Raw genomic sequence first — 17,461 nt, forward strand, 5'->3', positions numbered from 1 at the left:
AGAGATTATGGCGGGAGCCTTCTCTCCGATTTAGGTAAGGATAGATATTAAACCGCCAGTGCTGCGTTCTTCAGATTAAAGGCTTGATTCGGGCAGACTGATGAAAATTGATATATTGAGACGCGGACACAGGGAAATATTTATTCTCCGCGCTACTCCCTACCTATGATTGGTTGATTTATAGCCTATTATGGCATTTAGTTAATTCTAGATACTCCAAATTTCGAATTTAATTTAAAACCTGTTTTACTCACTTTGATAACCCAGGTTATGTTGGCATAATTCCTATTTATATCGGTCTGATTAAAGTCATAATTGTAGCTTAATTGCCATCAATTTAGTATTAACAATACTGAATAAAGCCTTAACCTAAATTTGTACTAACTTTAACTCAACCTTTGCTTACGCTGTATCTCTTAGTAAGAAGATTGTGTAGTAACTATGGCAAAATACTGTATTTCAATCGGTATTTAGATGTATGACTACCATTAACCCAGAGCTAGAAGCTAAATAGGAGGTTGTAACAAGTTGCTGTTTACTGCATTAAGGATCAGAGATTCATGAAACTGCAACTGACCCAAATACACTTTGAGCCAAATTAACTGGAGCGTAGACCCATGAGACACAAAGGTTCTGCTTGCATAGATAGCGGAAAACCAAGTGTCTACGCCGACAGTATGACATTTGCATATTTTCTGTGGAGTTTTCTTAACTATTCTTGAGGAGTACAAATGCTTGAGGCTATCGCTGTTGCTTGGTTATTACTATTTTTTGGTGATTTTTTATCTACATTTATTTATCATGTACCCGAGCACGTTTTTGGTAGCCTTCATTTAAAAACGCACCACTCCTGGAAGAAGGACTTCCGCCACTACGCTATTTTGACTTTTAATCCCCAGGTTCTTTTAGATGGTATCTTGGGAGCTTTGCCTTATGTACTCATAGCAGTAGTCTTGTGGTCTTTTTCTCCCATCGGCGTTATCTCTGGATTACTGCTTGGTCAGCTTCATGTATGGTGGAGACACATAAGTGTACTGGGTTGGCAAACTTCAAAGCCTGTAAATATTTTATGCCAAATTCTATTTATTACTACTCCTGAGAGACACTGGTTACATCATCACAAAACTAATTTAGGTTTCGGTGATATCTTCACCTTTTTTGAACAGCCTGCACAAATGTGGTTACGCTGGCTTCGGCTACTCAGACTTCGTTTTCGCTACTCTCGAATCTAACTGAAGTTACTGCTTACCTAAATACTTTTTAAAATTACCAAAAAAAGCTGCGATCGCAGCTTTTTTTGTAGACTATTTATTTTTTGCCAAAGAGCGGATTATTCCAGTCTTATAAATGCAGTTACCTACATACTCAAAAAAGCTGATTCCCAATTTCCGAGTAGTCGCAACAAGAGACATCAATTGACCATAGCTTTAAAACTATGCCTTTATATAGTTATTTCTATAACTCATCAAAAAGTAAGCGAGTTACACAGGCGGAAGAATGCCTCTGCTACCGAGTTTAAAGATATTTGCTACCGCTCAACTTTGCTGTTATGTCGCCCATCTTTTTGGGAAAACTAGTCTTAATTAGTAAATTATTATATTCCACTAGATTTTTATGACTATTTCTTTCTTTTTTGGAGATGCTGGGCGTAGTTTGCTTATCCGAAGGAGTATGGATAGCTGCGGTGAAGAAGGCAGCAGGCAGCATAGCGCAGCGGTAGCGAGTCCGCGAGCGTCGGCAGTAGGCAGGAGAGGAAAATCATCCGGGGATTCGACCCCTCCTGAATTAAAGCCACTGAACTCTCGTACCCTGTGGGAAGTGAACGCAACAGTGAGGGACTTAAATCCAAGCTCCCTCTGGTCGCAGCAGGAGGTTGAGAACAGTTTTCCTCCTGCCTTCCTCGATTTAGTTAATAACCTGCTTGGCTTGAATGCGGTCAATTTACAACCTGCTGCTTATGAGGTGTTTCATGTCCGCAGTTAGCCTCAGAAAGATTCTCAACAAAAAAGATTTGCCATCTCTTCTTCATAAATTAGTCTACCAGTTTAACATTGCGATTGATGTTGAACTGGTAGACGGCACGAAACTAATTAGCATTGGGGAGCAAACTACGAAAAACCGATATCCAATCGAGGTGTCAGGAGAAATCATCGGTTGGGTTGTTGGCAAAGAACAGGCAACTCTACTTGCGACTTTGCTCTCATTTCTGGCAAAGCAGGAAGCTGAAAAGAAAGAACTCGCCAAAGAATTGCTGGAGCGATACCAGGAAATTGATTTGTTTGAGGATATCTCAACTCAACTGACAACAAGTTTAGATACGCGACAGATTGCCCAGCTCGTGCTTCAGGAATTGAGTCAATTAATTGAATCATCTGCGGGGATGATTCTGCTCCTGAGTCCAGATGCAACTGCATTTGAAATTATTGCCGAATTTGGAATATTTTTTGACCACAGTCAGCCGGAACCAGGGAAGGGAATTATTGGCAACATTGTGCAATCCAATCGGGCAGAACTAATCAATGATGTCCAAGCCGATCCTCGATTAGAGGGGCAAAAAAATGTTAGCGCCCTGATTTGTGTGCCGTTGCGAGCCAAGGAGCGGGTACTGGGAGCGATCGCTATTGGAACACCCAAAACTGACTCATACATGGCTGAACACCTGAAACTGGTGAGTATCTTTGCCTCTCAAACAGCGATCGCTATTGACAAAGCTATGCTTTACGAGCAGAGCACTCAAGCAGCCGTCCAGGCAAAAGCCCAGACACAGAGGCTTCAGCAAGCTCTCCATGAGTTGCAATTGGCTCAAACTAAGTTGATCCAAAGTGAAAAAATGTCCAGTCTAGGGCAACTCATTGCCGGAGTTGCCCATGAAATCAACAACCCGGTTAACTTTATTTACGGCAATTTAAGGTATGTTGCCGAGTACGCCCAAGACTTGTTACACCTGTTGGAAAAGTATCAGAAATTTCTACCTGTTGCTCCTCCAGAACTGGAATCAGAGTTAGACAATATAGACTTGGAATTTATCATGCAGGATCTCCCCAAACTGCTAGATTCGATGAAACTGGGCACAGGTCGCATCGTAGAAATTGTCCAATCCCTGAAAAACTTCTCCCGCCATGACGAAGCAGAAATGAAAGCCGTCAATATCCACGATGGCATCGATGGGACGCTGATGATTCTTCACCATCGCCTGAAAGCAGCTATTCGCCGACCGAAAATTGAAATCGTTAAAGACTATGCAAAACTTCCCCTGATTGAATGCTACCCCGGACAGTTAAATCAGGTGTTTATGAACATCCTGGCAAATGCCATTGATGCTCTAGAGGAAGGAATGGACGATGAAGAAATATCCCCCCCTACAGCCCAAATCACCATTCGGACTGAATTCTTCGATAACCAGTGGGTTGTGATTTGCATTGCCGACAACGGTCCAGGCATGAAGGAGGAAGTAATTCGCCGCATTTACGATCCCTTCTTCACTACCAAAGAAGTTGGTAAGGGAACCGGGTTAGGCATGGCAATCAGCTACCAAATTGTTGTAGACAAACATCGGGGAATACTCAAGTGTCGTTCTCAACCAGGTGAAGGCACAGAATTCTGGATTCAAATTCCAGTCAATTGTGCATTGGCAGACGCTGCTAAAGAACAAAATAGCAACTCTGCGTCGCCAACTTCCACAATCGAATCATCCGCCACCTCCGATGCCGACGGCTTCATTCCATCAACAGCTCCAATGCTCAAACCGACGGATTTGCTGATCCGCCACACTCAATTGATCCAGCGACTTTCACACCATAGTCCATCTGTGGAAGCTGCATCACCCGATCAACTTTACCAGATGTTTCAACACCACCCAATTTCGTTAAAGCTTTACGCCACTTTGTTGTCTTGGTTCTGTTGTTCTAACCCTACCCAAATACGCCACTAAAGAAACCTCAACCATGTTTAACCAACTTGATGAATACAACAGTCAGCTATTTGAACTATGTCCTGTTGGGCTAGTACTATGCCGAACAGATGGGACGCTAATTAAGATCAACCCCGCCTATGCTGCCATTTTGGGGCGAACTGTTCCAGAAACCCTGAATCTCAACTATCACCAGATTACTCCAGAAAACTATGCAGCTACCGACCAAGCTACCCTGGAAAACCTAGAACAAACTGGTCGTTATGGCCCCTATGAGAAGGAGTTAATCCACAAAGGCGGGTATCTGGTTCCGGTCAGAATCTCTGGACTGATGATTGAGAAAGATGGAGAGCAACTAATCTGGTCTAGTGTGGAGGATATCAGCGACCTTCGACGCGTTCAGCAGGAACGCCAACATAATGAAGAAATACTAAAACAGAGTGAAGCCCGATACCGCTCTCTAGTAACTGCTAACACACAAATCGTCTGGGTAAGTACACCAGAAGGAATTTGCTTTGAACTGGCAAGCTGGATAGCTTATACAGGTCAAAGTCTAGCTGAAGCGGAAAATGGGGGCTGGATTGATGCCGTTCATCCAGACGATCGCGCCTACACCGGAGAAGTCTGGAGTGCTGCTGTGGCAAACCTGAGTATGTATCAAATTGAATACCGAATTCGTGGCAAGGATGGCAACTATCGCTACTTTTGGGTCTGGGGTGCGCCCGTTATAGAAGAAGATGGCAGCGTCCGGGAGTGGATTGGCACCTGCACCGATATTCAGGATCGCAAGCTGGCAGAAGCCGAAAATCAGCGTCTTCAAGAACGATATCGCTCCTTAGTAACTGCTACTTCACAGATCGTCTGGGGAGCTACCCCAGAAGGACTGGGAATAAGCAGTGAAATGGTCACCTGGATGGACTATACGGGGCAGAGCAAAGCTGAAGTTGAGGGTTGGGGCTGGATCGATCCCATTCACCCCGATGACCGTGCCAACTCCACAGAAGTTTGGAATGCTGCTGTGGCAAACCGAGGTATCTACCAAACTGAATATCGGCTGCGTGGCAAGGATGGCACATACCGCTACTTCTCTGTCTGTGGTGCCCCCGTCCTGGAAAAAGACGGCAGCATTCGGGAATGGATTGGCACCTGCACTGATATTCACGATCGCAAGCTGGCAGAAGCTGAAAATCAACGTTTATTGGATATGTTGAATCATTCCAGCGATGCCATCATTGTCCGCGACATGAGCGACAAAATCTCTCACTGGAATCAGGGTGCCGAAAGGCTCTACGGTTGGACGCGTGAGGAAGTCAAAGACCAATGCATTCAGGCTTTTATCAAAAAAACCTTTCTAAAACCAAAGGAAGAAATTACAGCAGAGTTATTAGAGCAAGGGAATTGGGAAGGAGAAGTCGAACATCTCACCCATGATGGCAAACTGATTACCGTGCAGAGCCGATGGACGTTACAACGAGATATCTCTGGTCAGCCCTGCGCGGTGCTAGAAATCAATACCGACATCACTGCCCGCAAACAAGCAGAAATCGCTCTGCGGCAACTGAATCAAGAACTAGAAGCCAGAGTTGTAGAGCGGACGGCTGCCCTGCAAAATACCCTAGCAGAAGCGCAGGGATTAAATGCGATTTTAGATAACTTAGCAGATGGTTTGTTAGTGGCAGACACCACAGGACAAATCACCCACTTCAATCCTGCCTTTTTAGCTATGTATGGATTGACAGCCAGTGCCCTCAATGGACACTATCGAGAATTGCCGATATCTGGTTTAGCAGACCTAGTTGCACGAACTCAGTCCCATCCTGGAGAGGTCTTCTCTGCCGAAGTTGCACTGGTAAAGGAACGCATTGGTCAGGCAGTGGCGACTGCCATTTTCAAAAAGACGGCAGATCAGGAACCCGCTGCCTGCTTCGGTTCGGCGCTGCTGATTCGGGATGTGACAGCAGAAAAGGAAATCGACCAGATGAAAACCGACTTCATTTCAACGGTTTCCCACGAGCTGCGGACGCCGCTGACTTCTGTTCTTGGTTTTGCATCGATTATTCAAGAAAAGCTGGAAACCGATGTGTTCCCAATGCTTTCTACCGAAGACCGTAAGCTTCAGAAAACCATTAAGCGGGTGGCTGACAATCTCAACATTATTGTGTCAGAAGCAGAACGGCTCACATCTTTGATTAACGATGTCCTGGACATCGCCAAGATGGAAGCAGGTAAGGTGGAATGGCAAATGCAACCCCTTGATCCCAGCGAATTACTCGATTGGGCAACTAATTCTACCGCCGGGTTATTTGAAACCAATGGCTTGCAGTTAGTCAGCGAGATTGAACCTGGACTGCCCCAGATAGTAGGCGATCGTAATCGTCTGTTGCAAGTTCTAATCAATCTGATTTCCAATGCCGTTAAGTTTACCGAATCTGGTTGTGTCACCTGCCGCGTTAAACAAGGAAACGACGGTGTTTGCATCAGCGTTATCGACACAGGCATTGGTATTGCACCTGAAGACCAGCCGAAAGTATTCGAGAAATTCCGCCAAGTTGGCGACACCCTCACCGACAAACCCAAAGGTACAGGGTTAGGACTGCCCATCTGTAAACAAATCGTCGATCATCATGGCGGTAGAATCTGGGTTGAGAGTGAACCAGGTAACGGCAGCGTATTCTCGTTCATCATTCCCACCTACGCCTGTGATCCAAAAACCACTCCTAATCTGAATCTGGATACGCTAGTCAAACAACTCAAAGAACACGTCATCACCAAAAACACTGTACTGAACCAAAACCGTAAAACGATCTTGGTTGTAGATGATGATGCCAACATTCGAGAACTACTCCGTCAACAACTGGAAAACGAAGGTTACAACGTTCGGGAAGCGAAAGACGGTGTGGATGCAATTCATCAAATCAAAACAGCTCGTCCCGATCTGATCCTTTTGGACGTGATGATGCCCCAAATCAACGGCTTCGATGTGGCAGCCGTTCTCAAAAATGATCCCCTGACCTCAGACATTCCGATCATTATTTTGTCAATTATTGAAAACAAAGAACGGGGCTACCATATTGGCATTGATCGCTATCTCACTAAGCCCATTGACACAGAGAAACTCCTCAACGAAATTGACTCACTCCTTTATCAAGGCACTTCTAATAAAAAGGTATTGGTTGTAGATAAAAATGCATCAGCCTTAAAAACCCTATCAGATGTACTGCAAACTCAGGGATACAGCGTGATTGAAGCCTCCGATCCGCAAGAATGCATTTATAAAGCCCTGTCAGCCAAACCTGACATGATCATCATCGATTCTTTCTTCTCTCAAGAAGCCGATTTGGTGAAAACCCTACGGTTTGAGAAGGAGTTGGAAAATGTATTTTTTATTATGCTGTCCGAACAGTAATCGCTGCAACTGGGTACTGTGAAAAAATTAGTTTAACCCAATGCCCCACTCCCCACTCCCTAATCTTATGACCCAGAAAATTCTGATTGTTGACGATGAACCCAATATCTTGATTTTGATGGAACAAGCCCTAGAAGCATTAGAAGACGAGGGTGTTGAACTTCTAACTGCTAGAAATGGAGAAGAAGCTCTCGAAACGATTAAAACTGAAAAACCAAATCTAGTTTTTCTCGATGTGATGATGCCTAAAATGAATGGTCTGCAAGTCTGTCACATTGTGAAACACGACCTACAAATGACTGACATCTACATTGTGATATTGACAGCTAAAGGACAAGAATTTGATAAACAAAAAGGAATTGAGGTTGGTGCAGATTTATATCTAACGAAACCATTTCGTCCCAAAGAAGTACTTGAAAAATCAAAGCAGGTGTTGGGTTTTTGAGGAAAGTAATGAATGCTTTTCATCTGCTTTTGCTTTCAGTTTGTTGGAGGCGATCGCAGTACTTAGTAATACTAATTTATCCACAATCGATGGAGCTTGCTTCTGATACTACGCTATTTCGAATTTCAATTTTTTCGATAGAATAAATAGTTTTAAAAACTATCAAAATATCACAAAGACGCGATAAATCGCCGTCTCTACAAAGGACTGATTATTGTAAAGATGGCGATTTATCGCGTCTCTTCCCTTAACCGAACCGTACCCCAAGTCTCCATTACTTTTTAACTGGGGCGATTAAGGAAGCAGGAGGCAAGAGGAATCCCCATAAATAAATTCAGGGGATTTAGCAAGGACGCTGTATTTCTTGTTGCACTCTCCGCTTGAAATACATATTTTTTTGTTTTTCATGGAGGAACTGACTTGATCTAGACCCTTTTGACAGAGGGGAGAATTATTTTCTAAAACCTTCTGCCTCCAGCAATAACTGTTCTCTGCCTTTCTTCGGTAATACCTGAAAATTGCTGTAAGTGTTAGCCTCCCCGGCTCACCTGCCCTGTGCTTGTTCAACCAAAAGGTATTTCTGGGAAACCTTAATTTGTGAGAGCGAGAGGCTTTTGCCAGAAGGAACTAGAATTAGGAAACACCTAGCTGGGTTCTTCTGACTTTTGAAATTAGGAGTGCATGTGTGCCAAAATCCCCTAAATATTTGCTGATTGGATCAACCGAGACTTACAGCGGTAAATCTGCAACTGTTCTGGGTTTGTCTCATCAGCTACAGCAAAAAGGACTGGATATTACCTACGGTAAACCGCTTGGTACCTGTTTGAATTCCTCTAGTGGAACCGTAATTGAGGAAGATGTCCAATTCATCGCTCTTAGCCTCAATTTGCCGGAAAACCGTGTTGCACCTACAATGCTGGCTTTGGATGAACTCAATGTGCAAAAACGCTTACGAGGGGAAGATAAAACCGATTATCAGCAGTCCCTAATACAGCAATATTTACAAATGTCCCAAGGTGATTTGGTATTACTGGAGGGGCCTGGTGATTTGTCTGAAGGCAATTTGTTTGACTTGTCTTTGCTGCAAATGGCTGAAGTATTGGATGCTGGTGTGCTGTTAGTAACCCGCTATAAATCGTTGCTTTCGGTTGAGGCGCTATTGGCTGCGAAACAGCGTGTAGGCGATCGCTTGCTTGGAGTTGTGATCAATGATATTCCTGTCACCCAACTAGAAGCAGTTGACACTCTCTTGCGCCCATTTTTGGAACACCAGGGGATTCCGGTACTAGCAATGCTGCCGAACAATGCTTTGCTCCGCAGTGTCAGTGTTGGCGAACTAGTCAAACAGTTAAAGGCTGATGTTCTCTGTCGCAACGATCGCATGGATTTGTTGGTAGAAAGTCTGGCAATTGGAGCGATGAATGTCAACTCCGCTGTGAAATATTTTCGCAAACGCCGAAATATGGCAGTGGTAACAGGAGGCGATCGCGTGGAAATTCAGCAAGCTGCTTTGGAAACTTCTACCCAATGTTTAATTCTCACCGGGCAACTACCACCGCCACCGTTCATTCTCAGTCGCGCTGAGGAACTAGAAATCCCGATTTTATCTGTTGACTTAGACACCCTCACCACTGTAGAAATTGTTGACCGCACTTTTGGGCAAGTCCGCCTCCACGAGCCGATTAAGGTTCAGTGCATTCGCCAGTTGATGTCTGAGCATTTTGACATTGACCGCCTGATATCTAAACTAGGTTTAACTCCGGCAGCGGCATTGTCTTAGATTCATCAACTCAAGCAATTAAGAGCATCAATGCTCAGTTATCAGTTAGGCAGCTGTATTACTGCTGAGGGTACAGATGGTTCGCCGTCACCTCCTAGGGGACGGCGTGTTATTTCCTTCCGCCCCATAGCTGGGACGACGTACAAAAATTTAGAACAGCGTTACTTTCAGAATCCGCAAGAACTGCCAGAATCAGGAAAATTTCAGTACTTGACTCTCCTAAATGGGATTAGTTACGAAACACATTGGCTAACCTGGTGTAACCAAGCAATGGAGTTACTGAACCAAACAATCGAAAATTAGTAGCAATGTTTAGCTCAAGTTTTCCTCGCATCTACACGCTGTTTGGTAAAATATCTGGGTCGTTTAATTCGGATTATGTCCATCTTTGAGCCAATCAACAGACCTTATTAACCTAGATACATTAGCGCAAGAACTAGCGACAATCCAGCAAACGGGTTCCAAAAGAATCGCCTTGCTGGGTTCTCGTCATGTGCCGATTACGCATCAGAATCTTATTGAAATGATGACATATGCCCTAGTTTTATCGGGTAATCGAATCATTACTTCTGGTGCTACAGGTACAAATTCAGCTGCCATCCGGGGAGCAACGCGGGCTGATCCAAATTTGTTAACGGTGATTCTCCCCCAAAGTCTGGAACGCCAGCCTTTGGAATCGCGCCAGCAACTAGAACAGGTAATGCATTTAGTGGAAAATCCCAGTAATGATACTCTGTCCCTTGCTGAAGCTAGTTACCTGTGCAACAAGGAAATTGTCTCTCGTTGCCAGCAACTGATCTGCTTTGCGTTTCACGACAGCCGCACCCTGTTGCAAACTTGTCAAGATGCAGAAGAACAAAGAAAAGTGGTGACCCTCTTCTACTTTGATTAGTCATTTGTCATTTGTCTTTTGTCATTTGTCTTTTCTATTTGACTAATGACTATTGACTGATGACTAATGACTCATAACCAATGCTTAATAAATAATGACTATTTTTTTGTACTCGATCGCTGCTGCTGCCGTTCTAATTTACCTGCCATTTTTGCTGGTAGCTTATGCCCGCGTGCGTATTGGGTATGAAATGTTTTCTACTCCTCGTGCGATGTTTGATAAATTGCCACCATACGCCCAAAGAGCTACTTGGGCACATCAGAACACCTTTGAAGCGTTTATGGTGTTTGCGGCAGCGGCATTGATGGCATACGTAACTGGTGTAAATTCTTTTACAGCACAAGTGGCTGCGATCGCCTTTGTGGTAGCCCGTTTGCTATACTCAATTTTTTATATTTTGAATATACCCCTTTTGCGATCGCTCATGTTTGGCATTGGCATCCTTGGCTCTGCCACTCTCTTTTTCTTGAGCATCATCCAAGCGACTAGTTAAGTGGGTACTGGAGACTGGGGACTGGGAAAGAGTTTTCTCAATCCTTAGTCCCCAATCCAAAATCGTTCGACTGAGCGAAGTCGAAGTCCAAAATCTAAAATCCAAAATGTTTTATGGCTTCTACTTTTTCCTTTGACATTGTGAGCGACTTTGACCGACAAGAGTTGGTTAACGCTGTCGATCAAGTTATACGAGACATCAAAGGTCGTTACGACCTCAAAGACACTGAAACGACTGTCGAGTTAGTCGAAGAAAGCATTAACGTTAGTACTGACAGCGAGTTTACCTTAGATTCTGTACACAACATTCTGCGAGAAAAAGCCGCCAAGCGTAACCTCTCGCAGAAAATCTTTGATTTTGGCAAAGTTGAATCAGCCAGTGGTAATCGCGTCCGTCAAGAAATCAAACTCAAAAAAGGCATCAGTCAAGAAATCGCCAAACAAATTTCCAAATTGATTCGGGACGAATTCAAAAAGGTACAAGCTTCAATCCAAGGTGATGCTGTGCGGGTTTCTGCCAAATCTAAAGATGACTTACAAGTAGTTATGCAGCGGCTCAAACAAGAAGACTACCCAGTTGCTTTGCAATTTACAAATTATCGTTAAAAGATTCGTAATTCGTAGTTAAAAATTCAATTACGAATTACGAATTACGAATTACGAATTACGAATTATTTTAACCCCGTCCGCCAACACTTTTTTGAAATGCTGGACGCTCAGATAACTGCTTCATATATTTCAACACCTCTGGGTAGGAACTGAGGTCTAGTTTCAGCATGATGGGAATGTAATTCAGAATAGACCCCACTGCCACATCAGCAACAGTGAACTCATTGCCAAGCAAAAAAGGTTGCTTACTGAAAATTTCATTTAACGGAGTCAACAAACGGGGCATTTCCCGCTCCCGGCTTGCTTCTGTAAAAATTCCTGGCCCAAGGGTAGCATTGGCAAACGACACCCATTGGGAAAATAGAGCACGTTCTTGGAGTGAAAGTGGAGTTTTACCGTACTTATCGGCAAGATACAGCAAAATTGCCCCAGATTCCCAAAGCTGAAAATCCCCGTCAACAATTGCTGGAACTTTGCCAACTGGGTTAATTGCCAAATATTCAGGTTTGAGGTGTTCACCAGCCTGCATATCGAGCTTGACGAATTCGTAGGGAACTCCTAGTTCCTCTAAATACCAGTGAACAATTGATGCTCGACTACGAGCACCTCCGTAAAGTTTGAGCATAATTACTTAAAGAACTTTGTGAGTGTGAGAATGCTGTTTAACGTTGTCTTCTTTGGTGACAACTCTAGCGGCATTTAATACCCGCTTGCGCTCAATGGAATACTTAAATTCAGTGTAGTTTGTACCTAAGGGAATTAAAGATTTTGCAGATTCACGACGCTTGTAGGTACGAGCTGCTGCAAATGCCCGTGGTACAAATTCCTCTCCAAACTGAGCCGAATCTGGGAAACCATCTGGCGACAATGGTGAATCGCCATCCAGCACAGATCCCAAAGTTGTTGCATGAGCCAGCTTATAGGAGGTAGGGATACCCTTTAAAAGCGCTTCCAAAGCCGCAGAGGGAATCGGTTCTATAACTTCGATTTGATAAACTTCTCCATCTTCTTTGACGAAGCAGGTTGCCAAACCGATAACAATGTAATCATCGGTTGCTAAATCAGGGGCATTAGGATAGGAAATTGCAGTTGTCATCGGAAAATTTCTCAAAACTTAAAAATTAAATCTAGATACTGGGGCAAGTGGCTCATGAGGCATGGGTTATTCTCCTTGTCTCTCTTGTCCCTATGTCCTCTTTCTCATCTCTAAAGAACCGCTTGTTGGCATTCTACCAATTTGTCGCTCTCACTACTTGACTAGTCTTGGAGATTAACATCTGCTATTTCTGGAATTTACCTTGGGGATGAAGTATTCATGATTAGGTTTGAGGATTAATTGTTTGTTTAGGGCGTAAATTTATCTTGTACCACTGGGTTAAGTTCTCTCTTGAGATGGCTTCTAAGTAACCCTGAATACTTTAAAAATAGTCATAGTGGTAAAACCACCCGTAGACAAAAATTAGAATTTAATTTCAAAAAGCAGGGATTTCAGGCAGGGAAAGATGAATATTCACTCGTTTTTAGCTGACGGTGACCAGCAAAATAACCAATCTAAATATGTCTTAACTAGTACAAATAAATTACCAAAGCAGAGGATAAATGACACAAGCGCATCTACTTTAGGGGATAGCTACTTACGCTCTTGTGCTTTGAGGTTGGCTCAACAAGGAGATTATACAGAGGCGATCGCAACCTTAACCCAACTAATTTCCCGCCATCCCCACAATGCCGTTGATTACAACAACCGAGGGCTGATTTATTTCCAAGGTGGTGAAAGGCAAAAAGCGCTTTTCGACTATAACACCGCCCTCAAACTTAATCCCTATTTGGCTAGTGCTTACAATAATCGGGCAAATTACTACGCAGCTTGTGGAGAATTAGCAGCAGCACTTGCCGACTACGATCAAGCGATTGATTTCAATCCTCGCCATGTCCGGGCGTGGATTAACCGAGGCATTACCTGGCGTGACTTGGGGCAATATGAGGAGGCAATTGAGAATTTTGAGGTAGCACTGCTTTTCGGTCAACTAGAAGGTCACATCTGGGCTGAACGCGGCAGGACTTACCATCTTTGGGGCGACTGGAATTGTGCGATCGCTGATTATCGTCGCGCCCTCACTCAACTGCCCTCTCTCGAAACAACTAGGGACGTTACTGGTTCTCGCTTGCGTTTACAAATCGAAAATTGGCTAAACGATTTGTTATCTCCTGAGCGTCCTATTTGGTAGATTAGCCCTTCTGGGGGATTCAAAATTCAAAATAAATTATTAAATTTTGAATTGGAGTTTAGTGACGCTGTATCGTTAATGACTAATAGATGATAACTACATAGCTATTCAAAAATTAGCTATTAACCATTATTTATTAGCAATAATATAAATTAACACCCGGTTTGTACGTAGCCAGAATCACAAGAAACCTAAATAATCCCAAATTAGCTATTTGTCTTAGGGTGATGACTCTGTTTGTTCATTTTCTCGGCGATCTGGATTCATCAACACGACCCGACGCTGGCTGGGATCAAATCGATATCCTTGTTGTTGCATAATACTTTTAGTTTGCTGAGGATCGAAGTTACGGCTAAATTCCGTCTGCAAATTATTGACATGTCCTTCCATCAGCTTGACTTCAGTACTAATTTCTCGCAACTTTTCTTGCTGTGACCAGTGATAAGGTAAAAGTTGTGTTAAGGCAGATGCTGCAATGGCTGTAATCACAACATTGACCGCTATTTTGGCTGTGCTTTCCAGCGCCATCACCTGGTAAGAACGTTGACGAAGATGCCGCTTTGGTCGAGGAATGACCCGGCGTTTTTGTATAGGTTGTAACGGTGGTCTGGATGGTTGAATCGCGTTCATGATGCTAAAAGATAACCTCGCTTAATGAAGGGAAGCACTGTAAAAGCCCTCTGGCGCTAATTACTGCTTGATTTAGCTGTCATATTACTTCATTTTTTTGAAATAGCTACAAGTGTTGCACCAGTTAAAAAATAACCTGGCTTACGTAAGTGCCAGTTTCGTAGCTACTTATGGCATAAAGCCACAAGCAACTGGAAATTGCACCCCGTACTGCCAGGATTATTAGCTTTTTAACTGTGTCACATCGTAGCGTTATTTGTAAAGTTCTGTGGCTAATCGCCAAGCTAGAACTCCTGGGATCAGTGCCACAACTAGAGCGATGTAGACTTGAGTATCCGAGATGGAAGATATCTGAGCGATGTACAGAGTATCTAAGATAGGCATGGCTGAAAACCTCCTAACCTGAATAGATTTTGAACAGTTCGTTTACTACTTTTCCTTGTTTTGCCAAGATTGTGGAATATCTTGTTACAAGATGCAACAAAAGCAGTTATTAGTCAGTAGCCATTAGTTAATTCTCCATTAGAAAAATTTATAAAAATATGAATTTGTATTTGGGTATCGACTTCGGCACTTCTGGCGCACGCGGTGTGGTGATTGACGAGGAAGCCTCTTGTATTCAGGCTGAGGTACGATATCCCTTCCAGGACTCACCAGGCGCCGTTACGCCAAAAATTTGGCAGGAGGCTTTGTTTGTGCTGGTGGAACAAATACCTGACCAATTGCGGCGAAAAATTAAAGCGATCGCAATTAATGGTACTTCTTCCACCGTCTTGCTGGTCGATGCTGCTGGCAATCCAACAGATGCACCATTGCTGTATAACGATGCGCGGGGATCATTGGTGCTAGAGCATTTGAGGAGTATAGCACCACCTAATCATACCGTGTTGAGTGCCACCTCCAGCCTAGCCAAACTTTTATGGATGAGGCAATTACCCTCTTTTAGTGAAGCTAGATATTTCTTGCATCAAGCAGATTGGCTGGCGTTTCTCTTACATGGACAGTTGGGTATTAGCGATTACCATAATGCTTTAAAGCTGGGTTATGACGTTGAAGAGTTGAAATACCCAGAATGGCTAGAGAAGTTGCAAATACCGATTCAGCTACCCAAAGTTTTACCTCCTGGGACTCCCATTGCCGAATTGCGTCCTGAAATTGCGGATAAATTCGGTTTACGTCGTGATTGTCTGGTGTGTGCAGGTACAACTGATAGTATTGCGGCTTTTCTCGCTAGTGGGGCAAAATTACCTGGTGAAGCCGTGACTTCTCTTGGTTCAACGTTGGTACTAAAGTTGTTAAGTCGTACCCGTGTAGAAGATGCCAGATATGGGATTTACAGCCATCGTCTGGGTGATTTGTGGCTGACTGGGGGTGCTTCTAATACTGGAGGTGCAGTACTAAAGCAATTTTTCACAAACGCTGAGTTAGAAAGCCTTAGCTGTGAGATTGATCCATCAAAAGCTAGCGATTTAGATTATTATCCGTTGTTGAAGGCAGGCGATCGCTTTCCGATTAATGATCCTAACCTCCCCCCACGATTGGAACCACGCCCAGATCATCCAGGGGAATTTTTGCATGGGTTGTTAGAAAGCATTGCCCGCATAGAAGCGCGAGGGTATGAATTATTACAGCAAATGGGCGCAGACAAGTTGAGCCGTGTTTATACTGCTGGCGGTGGCGCGGCGAATGACACTTGGACTGCAATTAGGGCGCGTCATTTGCAAGTTTCTGTAGTAGCGTCAGTGTACACAGAAGCTGCTTACGGGACGGCGCTGTTGGCGATGGGGGACGGAAGAAGGGAGGAACAAGGCTAATTGTGTAACTATCTTTTCATAGATATTTTATAAATCAGTATCTATCCTAGTGACAATCGACATATCTCGGCCGATACTGGGATGATTAGATACCGGACTATAGGATTCCAGGTTCATCATCTGGGCAGCTATTCGGGGATGGGTGCTTCGCCACAAGCGAATGTCATCTATCTCCTTTACTAATTATTGGTGTGATTCTGAGGAGATTAGGAGTAAAAGGTTTTTTAAGAAGGTTTGACCTGCGCGATCGAGATTATCATCTAGGGAAAAGGTGAGGCTGCGGACTTGGATTTGATCGCTTTTAATATCTAGTGGCTGTGTCAAGTCTTTGGGGTATATCAAAAAGGCTTGCTTGCATTTTGTTGTGTTGGCGTAGCTGATCATTTGATAAATATCTGTATTTCCTGCCTGTTCATGGGCTTTATACTTTGTATCCAAAACTGCTATTGTGTTGCCAGTATCAGCATCACACAGTAATATATCTATATTGAAGTGCCGATTCTGACTAATTTCTATTGGATGTTGCTGTTTGAAAAAATAGCCTTGCGGCGTGTTTTTCTTAAGCCATTCTGCAATAAAAAGTTCATATAAATGTGCCATATCAACAAGAAAGGGTAGGGTTTTGTAATTTCCACTTTCATGGCTGGGACTACTATTTTCTAAAAAGAATCGACATAAATTATGTAATAATTCATAGTCTGGATTGAGGCGATTATACTGTCTGGCGATACAATCTTCTGCGCTACAAGGTTGCAGCGTTACTAATCCTTGTAGAGCGTGATAAGCTTTTCGTACTGTTGGTGATACTCTTTCTGAAGATAAACTGCTACGACCAATAATATAAAGTGTCCATACCAGAATTTGATTTTCTTTAATATCAGCCGTATGTTCTTCATAATCGCATTTAAGTTTAACATTCCACGGATTTTTAATTATCTGTTGCACATCTAGCCTTCCCTGCACATAAGAAAGCTGCTGTGTTTTAGGCAAGTAAGTACGATACAATCCTTTGCGGCATCGCTCTAAAACCTGGAGTTTAGACTAAAAGCGATAGGAGAGAACGCAAATCAAAAGAAATTAGAGGTTAAAAATATTATCTTGTCAGCCTTAAAGCATCCTGACCTTTAACAATTATTGTGTAGTATACCTATTCAGAAAACAATACAATAATGATAATCATAAAAAGGGTGGGAGAGAAACGAGCGTCGCTCGTTTCTCTCCCACCTCCCCCTATTCGATTATCATTATCAAATAG

General features: G+C 43.3%; 15 protein-coding genes and 1 pseudogene. 11 read left to right on the forward strand and 5 right to left on the reverse strand.

Annotation, left to right across the window (positions count from 1 at the left end):
- Positions 1 to 731: 731 nt before the first annotated feature.
- From F8R90_RS07770 to F8R90_RS07810, 9 genes are all read left to right on the forward strand, one after another.
- Positions 732 to 1,232, forward strand: coding sequence for a fatty acid hydroxylase (locus tag F8R90_RS07770; protein WP_190894304.1), 501 nt, complete (start codon positions 732 to 734; stop codon positions 1,230 to 1,232).
- A gap of 737 nt (positions 1,233 to 1,969) precedes the next feature.
- On the forward strand, positions 1,970 to 3,931 hold the full coding sequence (locus F8R90_RS07775; RefSeq protein ID WP_196510273.1) for a sensor histidine kinase: 1,962 nt from the start codon (positions 1,970 to 1,972) through the stop codon (positions 3,929 to 3,931).
- Between the two features lie 13 nt (positions 3,932 to 3,944).
- Complete coding sequence (locus F8R90_RS07780) at positions 3,945 to 7,316, forward strand: PAS domain S-box protein (protein WP_196510274.1); 3,372 nt, start codon at positions 3,945 to 3,947, stop codon at positions 7,314 to 7,316.
- A gap of 67 nt (positions 7,317 to 7,383) precedes the next feature.
- On the forward strand, positions 7,384 to 7,761 hold the full coding sequence (locus tag F8R90_RS07785) for a response regulator transcription factor (RefSeq protein WP_196510275.1): 378 nt from the start codon (positions 7,384 to 7,386) through the stop codon (positions 7,759 to 7,761).
- Positions 7,762 to 8,446: 685 nt separating this feature from the next.
- Positions 8,447 to 9,541: a phosphotransacetylase family protein gene (locus F8R90_RS07790; RefSeq protein ID WP_196510276.1), complete on the forward strand. Its 1,095-nt coding sequence runs from the start codon at positions 8,447 to 8,449 to the stop codon at positions 9,539 to 9,541.
- A 30-nt stretch (positions 9,542 to 9,571) separates the two neighbouring features.
- Complete coding sequence (locus tag F8R90_RS07795; RefSeq protein ID WP_230966187.1) at positions 9,572 to 9,844, forward strand: hypothetical protein; 273 nt, start codon at positions 9,572 to 9,574, stop codon at positions 9,842 to 9,844.
- A gap of 85 nt (positions 9,845 to 9,929) precedes the next feature.
- A complete protein-coding gene (locus F8R90_RS07800; RefSeq protein WP_196510277.1) occupies positions 9,930 to 10,433 on the forward strand; it encodes a DNA recombination-mediator protein A in 504 nt (167 codons plus the stop codon).
- 94 nt (positions 10,434 to 10,527) lie between these two features.
- On the forward strand, positions 10,528 to 10,926 hold the full coding sequence (locus F8R90_RS07805; RefSeq protein ID WP_196510278.1) for an MAPEG family protein: 399 nt from the start codon (positions 10,528 to 10,530) through the stop codon (positions 10,924 to 10,926).
- A gap of 113 nt (positions 10,927 to 11,039) precedes the next feature.
- Positions 11,040 to 11,531 (forward strand): YajQ family cyclic di-GMP-binding protein, encoded by a 492-nt coding sequence (locus F8R90_RS07810; RefSeq protein WP_190728108.1) that lies wholly within the window; start codon positions 11,040 to 11,042, stop codon positions 11,529 to 11,531.
- Between the two features lie 70 nt (positions 11,532 to 11,601).
- Here the strand turns inward: F8R90_RS07810 and F8R90_RS07815 are convergent, their stop codons facing one another.
- Together F8R90_RS07815 and F8R90_RS07820 are read right to left on the reverse strand one after the other, a co-directional pair.
- Positions 11,602 to 12,159 (reverse strand): glutathione S-transferase family protein, encoded by a 558-nt coding sequence (locus tag F8R90_RS07815; protein WP_196510279.1) that lies wholly within the window; start codon positions 12,157 to 12,159, stop codon positions 11,602 to 11,604.
- Between the two features lie 6 nt (positions 12,160 to 12,165).
- Positions 12,166 to 12,630 (reverse strand): hypothetical protein, encoded by a 465-nt coding sequence (locus F8R90_RS07820; protein ID WP_196510280.1) that lies wholly within the window; start codon positions 12,628 to 12,630, stop codon positions 12,166 to 12,168.
- 406 nt (positions 12,631 to 13,036) lie between these two features.
- Between F8R90_RS07820 and F8R90_RS07825 the strand changes: the two genes are divergently transcribed.
- Positions 13,037 to 13,762: a tetratricopeptide repeat protein gene (locus F8R90_RS07825; protein WP_196510281.1), complete on the forward strand. Its 726-nt coding sequence runs from the start codon at positions 13,037 to 13,039 to the stop codon at positions 13,760 to 13,762.
- A gap of 219 nt (positions 13,763 to 13,981) precedes the next feature.
- Here F8R90_RS07825 and F8R90_RS07830 read toward each other — a convergent pair whose 3' ends face one another.
- Together F8R90_RS07830 and psaM are read right to left on the reverse strand one after the other, a co-directional pair.
- On the reverse strand, positions 13,982 to 14,392 hold the full coding sequence (locus tag F8R90_RS07830; RefSeq protein WP_190894315.1) for a hypothetical protein: 411 nt from the start codon (positions 14,390 to 14,392) through the stop codon (positions 13,982 to 13,984).
- 252 nt (positions 14,393 to 14,644) lie between these two features.
- On the reverse strand, positions 14,645 to 14,734 hold the full coding sequence (psaM, locus tag F8R90_RS07835) for a photosystem I reaction center subunit XII (protein WP_040630342.1): 90 nt from the start codon (positions 14,732 to 14,734) through the stop codon (positions 14,645 to 14,647).
- A gap of 200 nt (positions 14,735 to 14,934) precedes the next feature.
- Between psaM and F8R90_RS07840 the strand changes: the two genes are divergently transcribed.
- Positions 14,935 to 16,206 (forward strand): FGGY-family carbohydrate kinase, encoded by a 1,272-nt coding sequence (locus tag F8R90_RS07840; RefSeq protein WP_196510282.1) that lies wholly within the window; start codon positions 14,935 to 14,937, stop codon positions 16,204 to 16,206.
- A 183-nt stretch (positions 16,207 to 16,389) separates the two neighbouring features.
- On the opposite strand, the pseudogene F8R90_RS07845 reads toward F8R90_RS07840, so the two are convergent.
- Positions 16,390 to 17,217: pseudogene (locus F8R90_RS07845) on the reverse strand (McrC family protein); the annotation flags it as partial.
- Between the last annotated feature and the right edge of the window lie 244 nt (positions 17,218 to 17,461).

The organism is Nostoc sp. NZL, from assembly GCF_015714705.1.
Taxonomy (GTDB): domain Bacteria; phylum Cyanobacteriota; class Cyanobacteriia; order Cyanobacteriales; family Nostocaceae; genus Nostoc; species Nostoc foliaceum_A.